Genomic DNA, 18,563 nt, shown 5'->3' with positions numbered 1-18,563 from the left:
CACCGTGCGATCCACTACGCACGAGCGTTGCGCAATCGGAACGCCACCACCGCGGCGATCAACAGGATCGACGTGGTGCCGATCGCCGCGAAGTGGATGCCCGAGACGAAGGACTGGTGCACCGAGACGAGGAACGCCTTCCCGGTGGCTTCCGGCAGTTCACGGGCGAAAGCGGTGGCAGCGCCCAGGGATTCGGAGGCGACGCTGACCTGATCGCCCGGCACGCCGGTCAGGTCGAGACCGTTTCGGAAGATCGCCATGACCACGCTGCCGAGTACCGCGACGCCCAAAGCGACGCCGGCCTCGTACGCGGTCTCCGACACCGCGGCGGCCGCGCCCGCGCGCTCGGCCGGCGCCGAGCCGACCACCAGATCCGAGGACACGGTCAGCGCGACACCGACACCTGCCCCGATGAACAGGAAGCCGAGCACGAACGGGGTCGTGCTGGTGGCCGCGTCGGGGCCGAGCAGTCCGAACAGGGCGGCGCCCACCGCCGCCGTCATCAGCGCACCGCCGAGCACCGCGCCCGGCCGCAGGCGCCGCACCAACCATGCCGCGACGAGCGAGGCGATCATGCCGGCCAGCAGACCGGGCAGCAGCAGCAATCCCGCCTGCATGGGTGAGCGGCCGAGCACCAGTTGGAGGTACTGCGAGCCGACGAACAGCACACCCGCCAGCGCGAACACCGCCAGCAGATTGGTCAGCACCGCCGTACGGAACTTCGGCAGCCCGAACAACGCCAGGTCGAGCATCGGTTGCGCCAGCCGTCGCTGCCTGCGTACGAACCACACGCCGGCCAGCACACCGATCGCGCCGGTCACGGCGGTGCCGAGACTCGGACCGTGCGCCGCGAACTCCTTCACCGCGTACACGACCGGAACCAGCGCCGACATCGACAGCACCGCACTGACCAGATCGAAGCGACCGGGCCGCGGATCACGTGACTCCGGGATCAGCACCGGACCCAGACCGATCAGCACCAGCATGACCGGCAGGTTCACCAGGAACACCGAACCCCACCAGTAGTGCTCGAGCAGCCAGCCGCCCAGCAGCGGTCCGGCCGCGGCGCCGCCGCCCGCCATCGCGCTCCACACCGCGATCGCGACGGTCCGCTGGCGCGGTTCGAGGAACATCGACCTGATCAGGGCCAGTGTCGCGGGCATCAGCGTGGCGCCGGCGACACCCTGCAACACGCGTGCCGCGATCAGCATCTCCGGCGTCACCGCCCACGCCGCGAGCGCGGAGGCGATACCGAATCCGGCCGCGCCGAGCAGCAGCAACCTGCGCCGCCCGATCCGGTCGCCCAGGTTGCCCATGACGACGAGCAACCCGGCCAGCACGAACGAGTAGACGTCGATGATCCACAGCAGTTGCGGCGTGGTCGGCGCGAGATCGGCGCTGATCGCGGGCACGGCCAGATCCAGCACGGTCGCGTCGACGGCGAGTAGGAGCAAGGCGAGCGCGAGCACGGACAATCCGGCCCACTCGCGGGTCCCCGCTCGGGGCGGACCGGCCGATCGTCCGGGGATGTGCGCGGTCTCGGTGATCATGGTCTTTCTCGACTTCCGTCGTCAATTCTTCTTACCGTCCAGACGGTATAGTAATCGACCGACCGTCCAGACGGTATAGTCGAATGCGTGACGGCTGACACCCGCGACCGCATCCTGGACGCGCTCGAGACCCTGCTGCTGGAAAAAGGCATGTCGCACGTGACGCTGGAGAACGTCGCGGCCACGGCGGGCGTCTCCAAAGGCGGCCTGCTCTACCACTTCAAGAGCAAGGACGCGCTGCTGGCGGGCTTGGTGCGCAGACTGGCCGAGCGGGCGGGCAAGCAACTCGACAGCGCCGTCGCCAAAGGCGGCTCGGTAGCCGAGTGGTACCTCCAGACGCCGAACCCGGACGACGCCGCGGAAGCGGTCGAACTCGAGCTCTACCGATCCATGCTCGCGACCATGCGCACCATCGATGCCACACCGGAGCCCGACGAGGTACAGCAGGCGCTGGTGGAACTGATGAACTCCTGGTCGGACAGTCTGGACGAGGAGGTCGCCGACCCGGTCCAGGCCGACATCATCCGGCTGGTCGGCGACGGCGTATACCTGCGCGCGCTACTGGGCCTTCCGTCCATCGATCCGGCCCGTTACCGGCACGTGGTGGACCGCCTGCTGCGGCGGTGACGGTTAGACTCGGCCCGTGCTGCCAGCCGCCGAACCGGCCGGCGCCGTCGGGGCGGGAACAGATCCGGTACCGGGGTCTCCTGGAACGACGGTGCCGATCCGACCGCTGAGTTTCCGTGAACTGCTCGATGTGCCGTTCGCGCTGATCCAGGCCAACATCCGGGCCCTGGCCGGATCGGGTGTGACGGGCTTGTTCATCGCCGAGGCCGTGGTCGTCGCGGTGACCGCGGGCGTCTCCGGGCTGACCGAGGGCTCCGACGCCGGCACCGCCTGGGCGGCGATCCTGTCCACCGCGGCCTGTGCGTGGTTGCTGCGGTTCGCGTTGCGCGGCACGACCGTGGCGCTCGGACTCGCGACCGTCGGCGGCGCACCGATCGGCCTGCGGACCGCCCTGCGCCGATTCGGTGCGACCCTCGGCCCGCTGCTGGTGTTCCAGCTGTTGTTCACGCTGGTGGGCCTCGGCGTCCTCGCGGTGGGCGGCGTGCTGATCGTGACGCTGCCGCTCGCGGCGATCTGGCTGGGCTGGTTGCGCGCCCGCCGCTGGGTCGCGGCGCCGGTGCTGTTCGCCGAGCACACCTCGCACCGCCACGGCGTAGCGCGCGCGAAACTGCTCGCCGAGGGCGCGGAGTGGTCGATAACCGGGTTGTGGATCGCCCAGCGCGCACTGTTCGGGCTGCTCGCGATCCCGTTGCTGGCCATCCCGCTGTTCGTCTCGGACTTCTCCGGCACCCACCGGTGGCCGGTCATCGTGCTGGCCACGTCGGCGGTGCTGCTGCTGACGGCATTCGGCGAAGTGGTCGAGGCTTCCGCACGGGTGGTCTGCTACGTCGACCGTCGTTGCCGCAGGGAGGGAATGGACATTCGCATCCCCCGGCAGGAGACGCGATGAGCGATCCGCGGATCCCACCGGCGCCGGACCCGGTAGAGATCGCTCTGACCGAAGGTCCTCACACGGCAGGCGATCCGGCTCCCGGCACACCGTGGCTCGGCGCCGCCGCCGACCATCGCGCCGCGGCGGAAACGGCCGCCCGGCACCGGGATTTCGACCGTGCCCTGCGAGAACGCTTCCGTGCCGTGCTGCGCGGCCTGGAACAGGGCGGCGTGCTCGAGATCCGGCGCTCGCGCACCGCGCGGGAGACCGCCGACGACGTGACGACCGTGCTGCCGCTCGAGGTCGCCACCGAGATCCAGCCCGCCGCGCACACTTTCGACGAGGTCGTGTACGGCGGACGGCGCGCCACCGAGGACGAATACCGCAGGCTGGAATACGCCGACCGGTTCTCCGCCTCCGCGCCGCCGCCCGCACCGGAACCGACCGAGGTCGAAGCGGTGGAGAAGGCGCCGCGCACCAGGCGCAAACTACCACCGCTGCCGAATCTGCTGCGCGACCCACGGTTCTGGGGCGTACTCGCGGCGACGGCCGCGTTGCTGGTGCTGGCCTACGGCGCACTGCAATCGTGCGGCGCGCCGACCGCACCGCAACCGCAACCGCCGCCGGATCTGCCCGACGCCCCTCCGCCGGACGACTCCTACGACGGCCCCGGTTTCGGAGCGGGCGAAGACCCGCTCTGGGATCGGCTGCCCGCACCGGTCTTCTATGGCGGCTTGCAGTTCCTGATCGCCGCCGCGCTGGTGGTGTGGTGGCGTGCCCGCAGGCGGGGCGCTCTGGTGCGCGAGCCACGTCCGGTCGAGGTGGCGGCGAACGAACTGCTCGCCGGACAGGCCGCCCTCTACCGGCGCTCGAAAGACCACGACCACGTCGCCGGGAAGCTGCGGGCGGCCACGCTGCGCCGCGTCCGCTCCCCGCTCGGCATCACGGCGGACACGCCGCCGGACCGGATCGTCGCCGTGGTCGCCGCTCGCATCGGAGCCGACCCAGCCCGGATCGGCGCCGCGCTGTTCGGCCCCGTGCCCGATCCGGGGACCTTACAAGTGGTCGCCGCTCAGCTCGAATGGATCGAATCGGAGGTCGGATGAGACCCTCTCGCCCAATTCTTGTCCGGCCCCCCGCGTGCCGGAGCGCCCGCGAACCACAGGAGATCGAATGACCAGCACCGAGACCACCCCGACGGCCGAGCAGGCGAGCGCCGCGTTCCACGCCCTGCGCGCCGAGATCGGCAAAGCGGTGGTCGGCAACGACAGCGCGGTCATGTACCTGGTGCTCGCGCTGCTGTGCCGTGGCCACGTGCTGCTCGAAGGCGTGCCGGGGGTCGCCAAGACCCTGCTGGTGCGGGCGCTGGCCACCGCACTGGACTTGGACCACGCGCGAGTGCAGTTCACCCCGGATCTGATGCCCGGCGACGTCACCGGGTCGCAGATCTACGATCCGCATTCCGCCGAGTTCACCTTCCGGCAGGGTCCGGTGTTCACCAACCTACTGCTCGCCGACGAGATCAACCGCACGCCGCCGAAAACCCAGTCGTCGTTGCTGGAATCGATGGAGGAACGACAGGTCTCGGTGGACGGCAAGCCGCAGCCGCTGCCTGATCCGTTCGTCGTGGTCGCCACCCAGAACCCGATCGAACAGGAGGGCACCTACCCGCTGCCGGAGGCACAGCTGGACCGGTTCCTGTTCAAGGTGGACATCCACCTGCCCGGCCGCGACGACGAGTTCCGCATCCTGCAACGCCACGCCGCGGGCTTCGATCCACGCGACCTGACCGCCGCCGGCCTGCGTCCCGTGGCGGGACCGGCGCACATCAGCGCCGCGCGCGCCGCGATCGCGAAGACGACGATCAGCCCCGAGGTGCTCGCCTACACCGTCGACGTGTGCCGGGCCACCCGCACCTCCCCCGCAGTGCAGCACGGCGCCTCCACCCGAGGGGCGACCGCGCTGATGGCGGCCTCACGCGCGTTCGCCTGGCTCAACGGTCGCGGGTTCGTCACGCCGGACGACGTGAAAGCCGTCGCGGTGGCCGTGTTGCGGCACCGCCTGCACCTGCGCCCGGAGGCGGAGTTGGACGGCGTGACCACCGAGGGCGTGCTGTCGTCGCTGCTGCTGTCGGTTCCGGTCCCGGTGTAGCGGATGGTCGTCACCGGTCGGCTGGCCGCCGCGGCAGGCGTGGCGGCCCTGCTCGTCACTCTGGTCCTGCCGTCCCTGCTCGGCGTCGTGGTGGTGACGTGTGTGTTGACGGCCGGGGTGCTCTTCGATCTCCTAACCGTGGGCCGGGCGCGAGATCTGACGCTTTCCCGCGAGGCATTGACCACGGTGCGGCTCGGGCGCTCCGCCGAGGTGGAACTCGTCGCGGTCAACGCCGGAACACGCGTGCTGCGCGGCACGGTGTGGGACGACTGGCCCGACAGTGCCCGTCCCGAGAACCGCACGCACCGGCTGGAACTCGCCCCCGGCACCAAAGTCCGTTTCCGCACCACGCTCACGCCGACCTACCGTGGCGATCGGGTCGCGGGACCGGTCACGGTGCGCCTGCTCGGCCCCCTCGGGTTGGCAGGCAGGCAGACACGGCGCGGTGTGCCCGCCCGGGTACGCGCGCTGCCCGCGTTCCGCGCCGAACGGCTGCTGCGGTCGAAAGTCGAACGGCTGCAACATCTCGAAGGCCGCAATGTGGCCAACTTGCGTGGCCAGGGCACCGAATTCGACTCGTTCCGCGAGTACGTCGCCGGTGACGACGTGCGCGCCATCGACTGGCGCGCCACCGCACGCGCCACCGACGTCCTGGTCCGCACCTGGCGGCCCGAGCGCAACCGGCACATGCTGATGCTGCTGGACACCGGCCGGGTCAGCGCGGGTCGGGTCGGCGACGGTACGCGCCTGGACGCGAGCATCGAGGCGGCCCTGCTGCTCGGCGGTCTGGCCGCCGCCGCGGGCGACTCGGTCGACCTGCTCGCCTTCGACCGGCAGCCGCGCGCCGAGGTCCGCGGTGTCGGCGGAAAGCGCTTGCAGCACAAGCTCATGCACGCGATGGCCGGGGTCACCCCGGCGCTGGTCGACACCGACAGCGCCGCGCTGGTGCGCGCGGCCATTCAGCGCACCCGCCGGCGCAGCCTGGTCGTCTGGTTCACCAGCCTCGACGGCGCCGCGGTCGAGGAGAACCTGTTGCCCGTGCTGCCGGTGCTCGCGCAGCGGCACCGAGTGCTCATCGTCTCGGTGACCGACCCCGATATCGCCGCGGCCGCCACCCGGCGCGACGACCTTTCCGACCTCTACGCCGCGGCCGCGGCCGAATCCGTTCTCGCCGAACGCGCGCTGGTCCAGGAATCCCTGCGCCGCATCGGGATCGCGGTCGTGGCCGCGTCCCCGGAACGGTTGCCGGAGGCCTTGGCGGACGAATACCTGGAACTGAAGCAGTCCGGCGCCCTCTAGGAGGATCATGTCCCCATGGCACCGGATCTCGCCGCCTTCGTCCGCGGACTGCCCAAAGCGGAGTTGCACCTGCATCTGGAAGGGACGCTGGAGCCGGAGCTGAAGTTCCGCCTGGCTCGGCGCAACGGCATCGAACTGCCGGAGAAGAACGTGGACGAGGTCGCGCAGACCTATCGGTTCCACGACCTGACGTCGTTTCTCCAGGTCTACTACCCGGCAATGCGCGTACTACTGCTCCCGCAGGACTTCCACGACCTGGCCTACGACTATCTGCGCAGGGCGCACGCCCAAGGCGTACGTCATGTCGAGCTGTTCTTCGATCCGCAGGCGCACACCGGGCGCGGGGTTCCGTTCCCGACAGTGATCAGCGGATATCGGTCGGCGATCGCCCGGGCGCGGCGGGAGCTGGGGATTTCCGCCGAGCTGATCCTGTGCTTCCTGCGCGACCATTCCGCGGAGTTCGCCATGGCGACGCTGCTGGAAGCGCTGCCGTACAAGAGCTGGATCCTCGGGGTCGGGCTGGACTCCGACGAGCGCGGCAACCCGCCGAGCAAGTTCGCCGGCGTCTTCGAGCGCGCCCGCGCGGAAGGCTTCCTGCTGACGATGCACTGCGACATCGACCAGCCGAACTCGATCGAACACATCCGCCAGGCGCTGGAGGACATCGCCGTCGACCGCCTCGACCACGGCACGAACATCGTGGAGGACGATCGCCTGGTCGACCTGGCCCGGTCCAACGGCATCGCGCTCACCTGCTGTCCGGTGTCGAACTCTTTCGTCACCGCGCAGATGAAGGCGCAGGAGATCGTCGGCCTGCTCGACCGTGGGCTGACGGTGACGATCAACAGCGACGACCCCGCGTACTTCGGCGCGTACGTGGCCGACAACTACCTCGCACTCGCCGAGCACGCCGGTCTCGGGACCGATCGGCTGGCCGAGTTGGCCAGGAACTCCTTCCGCGCCTCCTGGATCACGCCCGCTCGTCAGGACACCTTTCTCCGCGAGATCGACGACTACGTCGCCGCGAACGGCTGACCTGCGGGCGCCGGCAGCCGCGGCGGGAACAGCGGCGCCGGGAGCGCCCGGCGCTGTCGTTCGGCGATGACCGCACCGAGGATCTGCACCGGCGGGCACTCGGCCGGGGGCGCGACGCGCAACCGGCCGCACACCTCGGCCACGAGCGCCGTGCCGAGATGATGCCGCGCCGCGGGAGTCAAAGTACGCAAACGGGTCAGGTACTGCCGCACCGCCAACGCGAGATCCTCCGGCAGCCCTGCCAGGTCGAGCTGGGCGCTCCACGCGGCCAGCCACGGCGGCGCGATCGCGAGCGCGGGCGGCGGCAGTGGTCGTTGCGCGTGCACCACCACGGTGCCGGCGACCACGTCACCGATGCGCCGCGCCAGGGGCGAGCACATCGAGGTCACCACCGCGATGGCGCCGAACCCGCCGAGCATCCAGAAGTCGACGATCGCGCCCGCCAGCCCGCGGGTGAGCGCGTGCCGGAAGTCGATCGGCCCGCCGTCCTGGCGCACCACGCGCAGCCCGAGCAGCAATTTGCCCAGGGTCCGCCCGCGCCAGGCGGTTTCACAGGTCACCGGGTACCCGACCAGCACGGTCACGATGGTGACCAGCGTCACTACTTCCAGCCACGCCGAGTCCACACCCGCGGGCAGCAGCAACGTGACGATCGCCAGCAGCAGCACGAACCCGAGCGTGCACTGGGCCAGCACGTCGATCAGGAACGCGGTGGCCCTGGTGGGGATGCGAGCGATCGGCAGCTCCAGGGCCACTGCTTCGCCGGTGGTGAATTCAGCCATGTCGATAGCATTCTTGCGACCGGTGGGAGTGGGAGGCAACCGAATGGACGTGGACGCATACAGCCTGGCGCACCGCAGGGCGTGGGACCGGCTCGACTACTTGTCCAAGCGGAGCAAGCTGACCGGCGCGGAGGCGGACGAACTCGTCATGCTCTACCGCCGCACGTCCCAGCAGCTGGCGCGACTGCAGTCGCACAGCCCGGACCCGGAGTTGATCGCCGGGCTCAGTGCACTGCTGGCGCGTGCGCGGGGCCGGGTGCTGGGGACGCGAGCCGACACCTGGCTGGAGGTCGGCCGGTTCTTCAGCCATCGCTTCCCGGCGGCGCTGTACCGGTCTTGGCCGTGGTGGGTCGGCGTCGCCGCGGCGTTCCTACTCGTCTCGGCCGGCTTGGCCATCTGGGTGGACCGGTTCGATTCGGCGCGCGACGTGCTCGGCATTCCGAGCGACACCGCTGGTCTCACCGCGCCCGGCGGCGCGTTCGAGACGTACTACTCGGAGCATCCGCAGGGCGCCTTCGCCGCGCAGGTGTGGACGAACAACGCGTGGGTCGCGGCGATCGCCTTGTTCACCGGAGTGTTGATCCTTCCCGCGGTCTACCTGTTGTTCATGAACGCGCTCAATCTGGGTGTCACCGCGGGGCTTATGTCCGACGCGGGGCGGCTGGATTCGTTCTTCGGCTTCATCCTTCCGCACGGCACGCTGGAGCTGACCGCGGTGTTCGTCGCGGGCGGCGTCGGCCTGAAACTGGGTTGGACGCTGATCGATCCGGGCCGGCACAGCCGGGTGGAGGCGGTGGCCAGGCAGGGACGGGCGACCGCAACCGTGGCGCTCGGGCTGGTCGGGGTGTTGCTGGTCTGCGGCTGGATCGAAGGATTCGTGACGCCGAGCCCGCTGCCCGCCCCGATCCGCATCGCCATCGGGTTCACCGCCGAAGCGTTGTTCCTGGTGTACGTGTTCGGGCTGGGCCGCCGAGCCGTCATCGAGCCGGCGAACCCGAAGGCCCCGGTATCGAGCGGGCAACCATCACCTGTGACACAGCCAACAATCAGCACACCCTGAGTGGCGCCGCTGGGACAATCGGTAGCTACGTGGCTTCCAGATCGGTTGAGAACTCCCCCGATTGAGTTCCGCTGGCCGCAGCGAGTCGTGCTCGAGCTGCGGCCAGCGTTACCGTCAACTCTACACAATCGTTATCCCTACGCAACCCTCCCCGCCGAGGTCAAGCGTATAAAGCAGCACTCCAGCAAACCCTTGCGAAGCCACCCTTTCGCCCCGTGCCAGCTAACCGCATGCGACCCGCGAAATAGCGGTTTCACTGGGTGCGCGCCGTCCCGGCGAAGCCGCCGAAAGATCGTCGGGAATCGCGCTCGGCAACGGTTCGGAACTCTTCCCAGCAGTTAGCCGAGCATCGAGATAGACCCCTCTACGGTTTGCTGGCACCCGCTCCCACCTGCACGTTCATATGCACAAATTGACAGTTGCTGACAACCGAGGAATGGAAAGAGACCACAAGTTTGTTTACGCGGTAATAAACCGGGTAAGGACATAGTGGCTCCCGAGGAAGACCGGCCAGTTCCCCGACAGGCTCCGGATTAACCGGCTGCGAAAAAGTGCCCGCGCATCCCCGCTTCGCGCACCCCGTCGGCACCTCGGCCGCAACCACAACGAGGTATGTGATCTTCGCCTCACCCCCGCCCGGATCAGCCGGGACCGCGCGAAATCACCTCGGCCACAACCGGCTTCGAGAGACGCTCGTCACAGTGCCACAACCGCCGAAGACCGCTCGCGCAATGCGCGGGTCCGGAACCGGAAAGACAGCCACGGACCACTCGACGCTTGGTGACCCGAGTCACCTTCTCCCGTCATCGGGCTCAGCCGATGCGGAGGATTCCCGTGACCGTGCCTTGCAGCAGGCGGCCGTCGTGGGTGATCAGCGGCGCGGTCTGAAGTGGATCGTCGACGACGGTGCCGGGGAGGGGGTGCGACGCGGTGACCGCACCGGTTTCCGGGTCCAGGACGGTGAAGGCGTATCCGTCGATCGGTGTGGTGTGGTCGGGGCCGATGCGCGCGACCGTGTAGAGCGCGCCGTCGGCGGTGGACAAACGCGGTACGGCCGCACTGCGAACCGTGTTCTCCCACACCACGCGACATCCGTTGGCGGCCACATCGATCCGCGTCATCCCGCCGGTGAACGGCGCGCTCGGCGGCACCGCCGGACCGGCTCCCTCGGGCAGTGCCGGGTACGGATAACCGTAGGTGCTCGCCACGAAGACCGAGCGGCCGATCCCGACCGGCGAGTTCTCGCTCCCCGCACCACCCGCGCCGAGCACCGGAACCGAGCACACCAATCGGCTACTACCCGAATGGAATACAAGGGCGTGCACCTGTTCGTCGGCGTTGTCCACGACGGTCAGATAGTCGGCGCCGGTCTCCGGCCCGAAGTAGGTGGGTGTCGAGCCGGTCCCCCAACTCAGCTGCCCCGGCTTACGCGCCGATCCCCGGTCGTACGCCGCACGCCACACGATCTCCGGACCGCCGGACGCGCCGACGCGCATTTCGTACAACGCGTGCGTCGTGGCGACCGCGACCTGCCCGCCGGGCGCAGCGGAGATGCTGTTGGCCACGTGTTCTCCCGCGGGCAGCGCCATCGCCGTGACCCGCCCGGTCGTGGTGACGAACCCGACGACTGCCTGGCCGGTCGCGAACCACACATTGCCCGACCAGTCCGGCACGAGGCCGGTCACGCTGTCCGCGGACGGGATCACCGAGCCGAGATCGGCGTAGTGTTCGGCGATCAGCCGCCATGTCCCTGCCGCGTCACGCTCGTGCCGCACCCGCAGCAACCGGTCGGAGCCGTCCACGACCACCAGGCGGTCGGCCTGATCCAGGTAGGCGTACACCCCGCCGAGGAGGCTGCCTCTGGTCAACGGCAGCGCGGCCAGCGAGTGCGCCAACGGCCCCGGCGCCGCGGGGTCGAGCAGATGCACAGTGGGGATCTGTCCCGCGATAGCGGTGCACAGGGCGACCACGAGACGGTCCGATCCTTCCAACAGCGTGGGGCAGGCGGAGGCCAGCGGATACGCACCGACCACTGCGGCGCGGGCGGCCGGACCGGCGAGCGGCGTCACGTCCGAGGACCCCGCGTCGCCGTGCATGGTGGCGGTGCCGGACGGTCCGAGGAAAGGATTCGGCGCAGCGAGCGGCCCCCAACGCTCGGCCGCCGATGCGGACGGACCGGGCAGCAAGGCCAGTAGGCAGGCGGCGAGAAGCATCACCGGTCGGCGCATTCGGATCATCCTTCGCTCGGCGGTAATCGGTGTTTCGAGGGCGCGAGGCGGCACAGCCCGCTCGCTACGATGGGCGCCATGAACTCTGTCCGGGCCCGTCTGCTGTCCGCCCTGGCCGGCCAGCTCGGGAATCCCCACGGCGTGCTCGGCAAAGGTATCGCCTTCGCGCTCAATCGCGGCAACAAGTCCGCGATCGCCGGGGCGGTCGAGGCGGCGGCCATCGTGCCGGGCAGCACCGTCGCGGACGTGGGATTCGGTGGAGGAGCAGGACTTTCCCTGCTGCTCGAGCGGGTGGGGGCCGACGGCGTGGTGCACGGCGTCGAGATCTCCGCCGACATGCTGGCGCGAGCCCGCTCGGGCCACGCGCGCGATATCGAAGCCGGTCGCCTGCGGCTGATCGAGGGTTCGCTCACCGCGCTGCCGTTGCCCGACGACGGTCTCGACGCCGCGATCACCGTCAACACCGTCTATTTCGTGCCGGATCTCACGACGGCCTGCGCCGAACTCACGCGGGTGGTGCGGCCGGGCGGCCGTCTGGTGATCGGTATCGGCGACCCGGACGCGATGGCGAAGCTCCCGTTCACGTCCTACGGCTTCACGCTGCGTCCGGTGCCGGAGGTCATCGCGGCGCTGGAACAGGCGGGCTGCGACGTCGAGCACCGGCGGCCGGCGCATACGCCGATCCCACATCACCTGCTGGTGGCGACGCCCCGCTGACTACATCAGCGCGCCGCCGTCGACCCTGATCTCGGTGCCGGTCATGTACCGCCCGTCGTCGGAGGCGACCATGGCGACCACCCCGGCGATGTCCTCCGGGCTGCCCAGCGCTCCCCCGTTCAGCCATCCGGTCATCCGGGAGAACAGTTGCGGGTCGAACCCTTCGGGCTGATCCAGGATGGACTTCGTCGTGATACCGCTGGTGATGCCCGCCGGAACGATGTTCACCGCGCGCAAGCCCTGCTTGGCGTACTCCAGGGCGATGGCGTGGGTGAAGGCCGTCACGCCGCCCTTGGACGCCGCGTAGGAGGCGAGGTAGGGGGCCGCGCTGAAGGCCGCCGTCGAGGAGATGTTGACCACCACGCCACGGCCGGTGTCCAGCAGGGCGGGCAGCGCGGCCTGGGTCATCAGGAACGTACCGGTGAGATTCACCCTGATCACCTGGTCCCACACCTCGAGCGGCATCTCGTGGGTGCGCGCGGGGCGCAGGATGCCCGCCGCGTTGACCAGCACGTCCAGTCCGCCGAGGAAGTCGAGCGCCGCCGCGGTCGCGGTGCGCACCGAAGCCGGATCGGACGTATCGACCTCGACCGTTCGCAGTCGTTCGGCGCCGTCGCCCGCCTTTTCCGCGGTGGCCGCCAGGCCCGCCGCGTCGATGTCGGCGGCGACCAGTTGCGCCCCTTCGTCCAGCAGCCGCAGGGCGATGCCCTGACCGATGCCGGATCCAGCTCCCGTCACCACCACGCGGCGGCCGTCAAATCTGCGCATGCCAAAAATTAGAACACGTTCTCATCCAGCGTCAAGGGACATCCGCCGTTCCCCGGGCGATCCGCAGCACCATGGCGGCCGCCGCCGCACCGTAGGCATGGCTGGCCGGCTCCGGACGGCTGGCCGGATAGTTGGAGCGATGCGTGACGACGACGCCGTTGGGCAGGGTGGCGGTCCGGTCCGCGACGGTCGCGACGCAGTTGCCGCCCGCCTTGGCCACGAGGTCCACGACCACGGCCCCCGGGCCGAGCAGTTCCAAAGCCTTTTGGTCGAGCAGACGGGGGGCCGGGGAGCCACGGTGCACGGCGGTGCAGACGACGAGGTCGGGCGTCGTCGTGGCGAGCGATTCCAGCAGTGCCGCGTTGTCGTCCCGGTTCGGCACGAAACGCCCGGCGCCCGCCTCGAACGCGGCGTCCCGCTGCGCGAGGCGATTACCGACCGCCGTCGGTTTCTCGTCATCGAACGTGCGCGCGGCCGCGATCGCGGCGAGCCCGGCCGCCCCGCACCCCAGCACGAGAGCCCGGACCGGGCCGGTGCGCCGCGACGGGGAGAGCAATCGCCTGCCTTCGGCGTAACCCACCCCGCCCGCGATCCGGCTCATGGTGGTCAGCGCGTCGATCTCGGTGGTCGTCTCGTCGCGCGGCACCCGGTCGAAGGCGACCGACTCGATACCGCGGGCGCGCAACCGATCGATCTCGTGGCGGCGGTAGTGCGGATCCTGGAAGCCCACCAGCGTCGTCCCCGCGCGCAGCGGCAACGAGTCCAATTCGTACGCTGGGGGTTTCACCCACACCACGATGCCCGCGCGCTCGAATACCGTGGCGCGATCCGCGACGACCGCCCCGGACGCGCGGTAGGCCGCGTCGGCGAACCCCGCACCCTGCCCCGCGCCCGCCTCCACGACGACTCGGAGTCCCGCCGTCGAAAGTGTGCGCACGCCCTCCGGTGTGAGCGCCACGCGGGTCTCCCGGGGAGCCGTCTCACGCAGCACCCCGACGATCACCGCGTGGCCCCGGATTCCGCCACGAGGGCGGTCAGGCCGCGATCGGCCAGCGCTTCGCGATAGGTGAGTCCGCCTGCGATATCGCGGATCAGTTGCTCGAGCCGGTCGAAGAGTTCCTCGATCAGAGCGGGCGATTCGTGGCGGGGCGCTTTGCGCGGAGCGAGGACGTTCAACCGGACGCCGGGACGCAGCGAGCCGGTCCGGTCCAGCGCGACGCTGTCGACACCGGCCACGGCGAGCACCATGTCCTCCACCTGCGCACTCGTGTGCACGCCCGCCCGGTCGAGCAGAATGCGATCGAACACCAGCGAGACGAACATCCCTTCCGGGTTGCCCAGCGGTCGCAGCACATCGGCCCCGAACCGGTTGTTGATCGCGGCGATGTGACCGCGAGCCCGGTCGATCTGCGCCCGCATCAGCATGTGATTTCGGTCGAAGTAATCCTCGGGAGTGTGCTCGAGGATCGCACGCGCCAGATGGGTGGTCTCGCGCTGGAACGAGATGGTGAGCCGTTTGCGGATACGCTCCAGCCACGCGATATCGCCGGTGCACGCCGCACCCATCTTGCAGGGACCGAAGGCGTTGTAGCCCTTCGAGTTTCCCGTGATGGTCAGCATGACGTCATACAGTCGCCGGATGCCCTGCTCGGTCTCCACGTGCAACGCGGCGATCGGGATGTGCGAGGCCACCAGCCGGTCGAAAGCCATGTCGCAGATGACCGGAGCGCCGCAGTCGAGCAGCACCCGTCCGATCTGCGCCAGCTCGGCCGCGGTGTAGTCCGCGACCACCGGATTGCCCGGCAGCGTGAGCAGCACGCCGCACAGTTCGCCTGTGGCACGCAGCTCGTCGAGGCAGCGGGCCAGCCGGGCGGGATCGATCTTGAACGCGTCGTCCGGGGCTACCGGGCACGACACGATCCGCAAGCCGGATTTCTCCACGTGAATGCTGGAGCTCTTGTAGAACCCCTCCGGGCACACGATGACCCCGCCGGGCCTGGCCAGGGTGGCCACGGCCTCCTCCAGGAGCATCGTGCTCGAGTACGGGCAGACGATCACCTCTTCGGCGCGCACCCGGACGCCGGGCACACCTTCCACCGGGTGCGACAGCCGGTCGAACAGCCTGCGGGCCGCCAGCTCGCGCAGGATCAGCGGCTGTCGTTTGTCGTACAGCCTGCCGTCGAGATACTCCGCCGACGGCGCGATGTGCAGGCTCTCCCGCCACGCTCGATCCAGCGCCGCGACGGCGTGCGCGTCCGGCGCCCGGCCCGTTTCGCCGTGGTAGGCGTCGATGACGCCGGAATAGCGGCGGCCGCCGGTGCCCGCGAACCACGCGTCCCGCGAAATCCGCCCGCGCACTTCCCGTTTCCTGGCCTCGGAACGATTGGTCAGCGTCGCCAGGTCGGCGAGCGGATCGGTGAGCACCTGGCTCTGAGTCACGGAACCTCGCCTTCTGAATAGTCTCCCGGTGCGGGCACGGTGTTCCATTTGTCTTGCAGCGCGGCGCGAAACCGGGTGCGGCAGTCCCCGTCGGAGAGCCGGTCGAACTCCGCCAAGGGCGGCTGCGCGACGATCTGGTCGACCACGACGGCCGATCCGGCGCGTCGGAGGTCATAGAGTTTCTCGAACCGCCGGACCGCGAACGCGACGTCGTGCTTCAGCGCGGAGAAGCGCGTCGCCACCCGAGCTTGGCGCGAGTAGTCGTACTCGCCCACCGCGACGTAGCGGTCGTCGACCACCAGCATGCTCTGCGCGTTGCGCGCGTACTCGCGCTTGACCAGCACGCTTTCCACGCCCGAGCGCGCCTGTTTCCACAACTTGTCGTCATAGGGCCACACATCGGAGATGTCGTCGAGCACGTACATCCGTCGCACATCGATTTTCGGCGGATGAGCCTTGTCGGCCAGGCGCAGGATCGCCGCGTGATAGTCGTCGCCGACGTCCCCGCCGATCGTGCCCAAGTCCGCGGTATGGATCGCACGAACCGACGTGGTGGCCTGCTCGAGGATCGTCAGCCAGTCGATGACGGTGTTCCACTCCCACACCGTGGCACTGCGTGAGGGAATCTGCGCGAGAATCTCTTCGGCGCGTTCCAACTGCCGATCGGCGATCGATCGCAGCGGCTCGATCTCCTCTCGCGCCCCGGACGCGTCGATCAGGCTCTGCGCTATACCCAGCGCCCGCTCCACCAATTCGGGATCTTTGCCCAGCAGCACGTTGAATCGCATTCGCAGGTCGTAGTAGGCGCTACTGGTCGGATCGGTCGCGGGATCGGCGCTGCCGTCGGTGGGCAATTCCGCGCCGAGGGCGAGGCTCAGACGTTCCCGCAGTGCGAGCGGCGGAATCCGGCTGCCGTTCTCGATCTGCTGAATGAGACTGCGAGAGCAGCCCGCCCTGGTGGCGAGCGTCGCCTGGGTGTAGCCGCGTTCCAGTCGTAGCCTGCGAACCAAGTTGCCGACCTGCTCATGGGAGCCGGAGCCAGCCATACCGAGCCTCCATCCTGCACCTTGCGTACGCATGCTCACGCAGTGTCACGTTGCGACATTCTAATCATCAAGTGTCAAGCGGCGTCGGATGAAACGCTTTCGCCGAATTTCGTTGTCAACAAGAGATTCGACCGCACGAGCAGCGACCCGAAGCCGAGTGAAGCCAGACTGCCACACAAGCTCGAATTTCCGCTTCACAAGGTCCGCCCAGTGATGAGAAACCACAGATCGTGACATCTGTTGAGCCATATGACCATTCTCGAACTCTGACGCTTAAGAAGTATCTTCATAAAGCGTTGAAGCTTCATTGACAGCACGAGGTGTCCTTACCTAGCCTTGTGTCAAAGCCACCGCAATTCGATTTCGGCGCAACGTGTTCCACCTACATTCGCCGACCTCGGTGGCCCGATAGCTCTAGGAGGTGCCGGACACGGATACCTCGATATGGCGCGGGCCGGGCCGCACCTGCGGCCAGGCGTGATCGACCGACTTCCGCCGCTCGCGCCGATCTGCCCGAGACCCTCGGGCCCGAGCAATTCAGGCACGGACGATTCCGCCGCGTTCGGGCCGTGGCCGAGCACGGCCACCGTCCCCGTGACGAGCGGCGGGTCCGCGTCATCCCGGAACAGAGTGAATGAGAGCGGATCATGGCACTCGACATCACCGATTCGATCATCACCAGCGACATCACCCCGGAAAGCGCGCGGCTGCTTTCCTTTTCCTCCGGCGAAGTCTGGGAACTGAGCTGGCTGCCCACCGTAGGTTGGACTCGCGCACAGGCAGTCAGCGGCATGGTCCTGGACGAAATGCTCAGCGATCCCCGCACGCTCACCAGCGACCTCGCCCTCGAAGTGGCCGCCATTCACGCCGCCGAGCTGGGCCTCACCCTGCGCGAGGTGCTGATCCGGCTGTACGCCCGCATCGCCGAACGCGACAACGCGGCAGCCCGCTGCGCCGAAACGCCTCTTTCCGCCGCCTGAGCGGCCTGGTGGAGAACCGCCGGAAATGCGAGCGGCCAGGCCGCCGCTTCCGCCCCGATTCGTCCTGCTTGCCGCACGACTTCGGCGGGCGCGTCGCCCGATTCTCCGCTGGGCCGATGCCTCATCGGTGCACCGGCGTCCGGCACTTGCGTGCGGCCACCGAGCGGCGAACGATTGACTGTGCGCCGGCCGCAATCGCGGGCCGTGCGGTGTCCCGCCCCTCGGTGGACCACGATGTGACGGGCCGGCGACACCGCGGAGTGGTCACTCCGCCCCAGGAGGAACCGATGTTCATCCAAGTCATTCAAGGAAAAACCGCCGACCCCGCCCGCCTGCGCCGATGCATGGATCGGTGGAACGAGGAACTGCAGCCGGGAGCCGTCGGCTATCTCGGCACGACGAGCGGACTGTGCGACGACGGCACCTTCATCGCGCTGGCCCGATTCGAATCCGCGGAGGCCGCCCGCCGCAACAGCGAGCGTCCCGAACAGGGCGCTTGGTGGGAGGAGACCAAGCAATGCTTCGACGGCCCGGTCACCTTCATGGATTGCGCCGATGTCACGCAGTGGATGGGCGGCGGCTCGGACCGCGCCGGATTCGTGCAGGTCATCGAGGGTCACACGCGTGACGCGCGCCGGATGCGCGAGATCTTGGCGCAGTCGGGCGATCGGGTGCACGAAGTACGCCCGGAGATTCTCGGCGGCACGCTGGCCACCTTCGGCGACGACGGATTCGTCGAGACGGTGTACTTCACCTCCGAAGCCGAAGCCCGCGAACACGAGAAGATGGAGATACCGGACGATCTGCGGTCGCTGTTCGAGGAGGAGAACGCGCTGATGGGCGACGCCACCTACTTCGACCTGCATGAACCCCAGCTGAGTTCACCCCAGAAGTAGTGGCTTGCCGACCCCGGTCGAGTCATTCCCACATGAGGGAAGAGGTAGCGCGCCGCCAAAAAAGTTCCAATAGGACAATGTCTTCTCTCGGTGTCGTTGACGCAGGGTGAAGGG

Annotated in this window: 17 protein-coding genes; 10 read left to right on the top strand and 7 right to left on the bottom strand. The window is 69.0% G+C overall.

From position 1 onward, the window contains the following. Positions 1–14 precede the first annotated feature (14 nt). Positions 15–1,550 carry an MFS transporter gene (locus K8O92_09135; GenBank protein ID UAK34036.1) on the bottom strand — a complete coding sequence of 512 codons (1,536 nt, stop codon included), beginning with the start codon at positions 1,548–1,550 and terminating at the stop codon, positions 15–17. Between the two features lie 87 nt (positions 1,551–1,637). Here K8O92_09135 and K8O92_09130 point away from each other — a divergent pair, with 87 nt between their 5' ends. The 6 genes from K8O92_09130 (at position 1,638) to add (ending at position 7,533) form a co-directional block, all read left to right on the top strand. Then, entirely contained in the window at positions 1,638–2,177 is a 540-nt protein-coding gene (locus K8O92_09130; protein UAK34035.1) for a TetR/AcrR family transcriptional regulator, read from the top strand. A 106-nt stretch (positions 2,178–2,283) separates the two neighbouring features. Next, positions 2,284–3,066, top strand: coding sequence for a hypothetical protein (locus K8O92_09125; protein ID UAK35553.1), 783 nt, complete (start codon positions 2,284–2,286; stop codon positions 3,064–3,066). Then, positions 3,063–4,154: a DUF4129 domain-containing protein gene (locus K8O92_09120; protein ID UAK34034.1), complete on the top strand. Its 1,092-nt coding sequence runs from the start codon at positions 3,063–3,065 to the stop codon at positions 4,152–4,154. The genes K8O92_09125 and K8O92_09120 overlap by 4 nt, the downstream gene beginning before the upstream one ends. A gap of 67 nt (positions 4,155–4,221) precedes the next feature. Continuing rightward, a complete protein-coding gene (locus K8O92_09115) occupies positions 4,222–5,199 on the top strand; it encodes a MoxR family ATPase (protein ID UAK34033.1) in 978 nt (325 codons plus the stop codon). Positions 5,200–5,202: 3 nt separating this feature from the next. Continuing rightward, a complete protein-coding gene (locus tag K8O92_09110) occupies positions 5,203–6,498 on the top strand; it encodes a DUF58 domain-containing protein (protein UAK34032.1) in 1,296 nt (431 codons plus the stop codon). 15 nt (positions 6,499–6,513) lie between these two features. Next, a complete protein-coding gene (gene add / locus K8O92_09105; protein ID UAK34031.1) occupies positions 6,514–7,533 on the top strand; it encodes an adenosine deaminase in 1,020 nt (339 codons plus the stop codon). Here the strand turns inward: add and K8O92_09100 are convergent. Next, the gene (locus tag K8O92_09100; protein UAK34030.1) at positions 7,512–8,315 is read right to left on the bottom strand and encodes an RDD family protein; all 804 of its coding nucleotides are present in this window, start codon (positions 8,313–8,315) and stop codon (positions 7,512–7,514) included. The two genes, add and K8O92_09100, sit on opposite strands and share 22 nt — an antisense overlap. A 43-nt stretch (positions 8,316–8,358) precedes the next feature. Here K8O92_09100 and K8O92_09095 point away from each other — a divergent pair, with 43 nt between their 5' ends. After that, a complete protein-coding gene (locus K8O92_09095) occupies positions 8,359–9,375 on the top strand; it encodes a stage II sporulation protein M (protein ID UAK34029.1) in 1,017 nt (338 codons plus the stop codon). An 812-nt stretch (positions 9,376–10,187) separates the two neighbouring features. Here the strand turns inward: K8O92_09095 and K8O92_09090 are convergent. Further along, the gene (locus K8O92_09090) at positions 10,188–11,603 is read right to left on the bottom strand and encodes a hypothetical protein (GenBank protein UAK34028.1); all 1,416 of its coding nucleotides are present in this window, start codon (positions 11,601–11,603) and stop codon (positions 10,188–10,190) included. Positions 11,604–11,681: 78 nt separating this feature from the next. Here K8O92_09090 and K8O92_09085 point away from each other — a divergent pair, with 78 nt between their 5' ends. After that, positions 11,682–12,320: a methyltransferase domain-containing protein gene (locus K8O92_09085; protein UAK34027.1), complete on the top strand. Its 639-nt coding sequence runs from the start codon at positions 11,682–11,684 to the stop codon at positions 12,318–12,320. Here the strand turns inward: K8O92_09085 and K8O92_09080 are convergent, their stop codons facing one another. From K8O92_09080 to K8O92_09065, 4 genes are read right to left on the bottom strand one after another with little or no spacing between them, the layout of a single operon-like run. Next, positions 12,321–13,088: an SDR family oxidoreductase gene (locus tag K8O92_09080; GenBank protein ID UAK34026.1), complete on the bottom strand. Its 768-nt coding sequence runs from the start codon at positions 13,086–13,088 to the stop codon at positions 12,321–12,323. A 31-nt stretch (positions 13,089–13,119) separates the two neighbouring features. After that, entirely contained in the window at positions 13,120–14,046 is a 927-nt protein-coding gene (locus K8O92_09075) for a hypothetical protein (protein UAK34025.1), read from the bottom strand. 41 nt (positions 14,047–14,087) lie between these two features. Beyond that, a complete protein-coding gene (locus K8O92_09070) occupies positions 14,088–15,527 on the bottom strand; it encodes a pyridoxal phosphate-dependent aminotransferase (protein ID UAK34024.1) in 1,440 nt (479 codons plus the stop codon). After that, positions 15,524–16,573: a helix-turn-helix transcriptional regulator gene (locus tag K8O92_09065; GenBank protein ID UAK34023.1), complete on the bottom strand. Its 1,050-nt coding sequence runs from the start codon at positions 16,571–16,573 to the stop codon at positions 15,524–15,526. Before K8O92_09065 ends, K8O92_09070 begins: the two co-directional genes overlap by 4 nt. Before the next feature lie 647 nt (positions 16,574–17,220). Between K8O92_09065 and K8O92_09060 the strand changes: the two genes are divergently transcribed. Next, complete coding sequence (locus tag K8O92_09060; protein UAK34022.1) at positions 17,221–17,553, top strand: hypothetical protein; 333 nt, start codon at positions 17,221–17,223, stop codon at positions 17,551–17,553. A 287-nt stretch (positions 17,554–17,840) separates the two neighbouring features. Further along, complete coding sequence (locus K8O92_09055; GenBank protein UAK34021.1) at positions 17,841–18,449, top strand: hypothetical protein; 609 nt, start codon at positions 17,841–17,843, stop codon at positions 18,447–18,449. Positions 18,450–18,563 lie beyond the last annotated feature (114 nt).

The organism is Nocardia asteroides, from assembly GCA_019930625.1.
In the GTDB taxonomy this organism is placed as follows: domain Bacteria; phylum Actinomycetota; class Actinomycetes; order Mycobacteriales; family Mycobacteriaceae; genus Nocardia; species Nocardia sputi.
The sequence above is the reverse complement of the archived record's forward strand: the minus strand, read 5'-3'. Positions and strand labels throughout refer to the sequence as shown.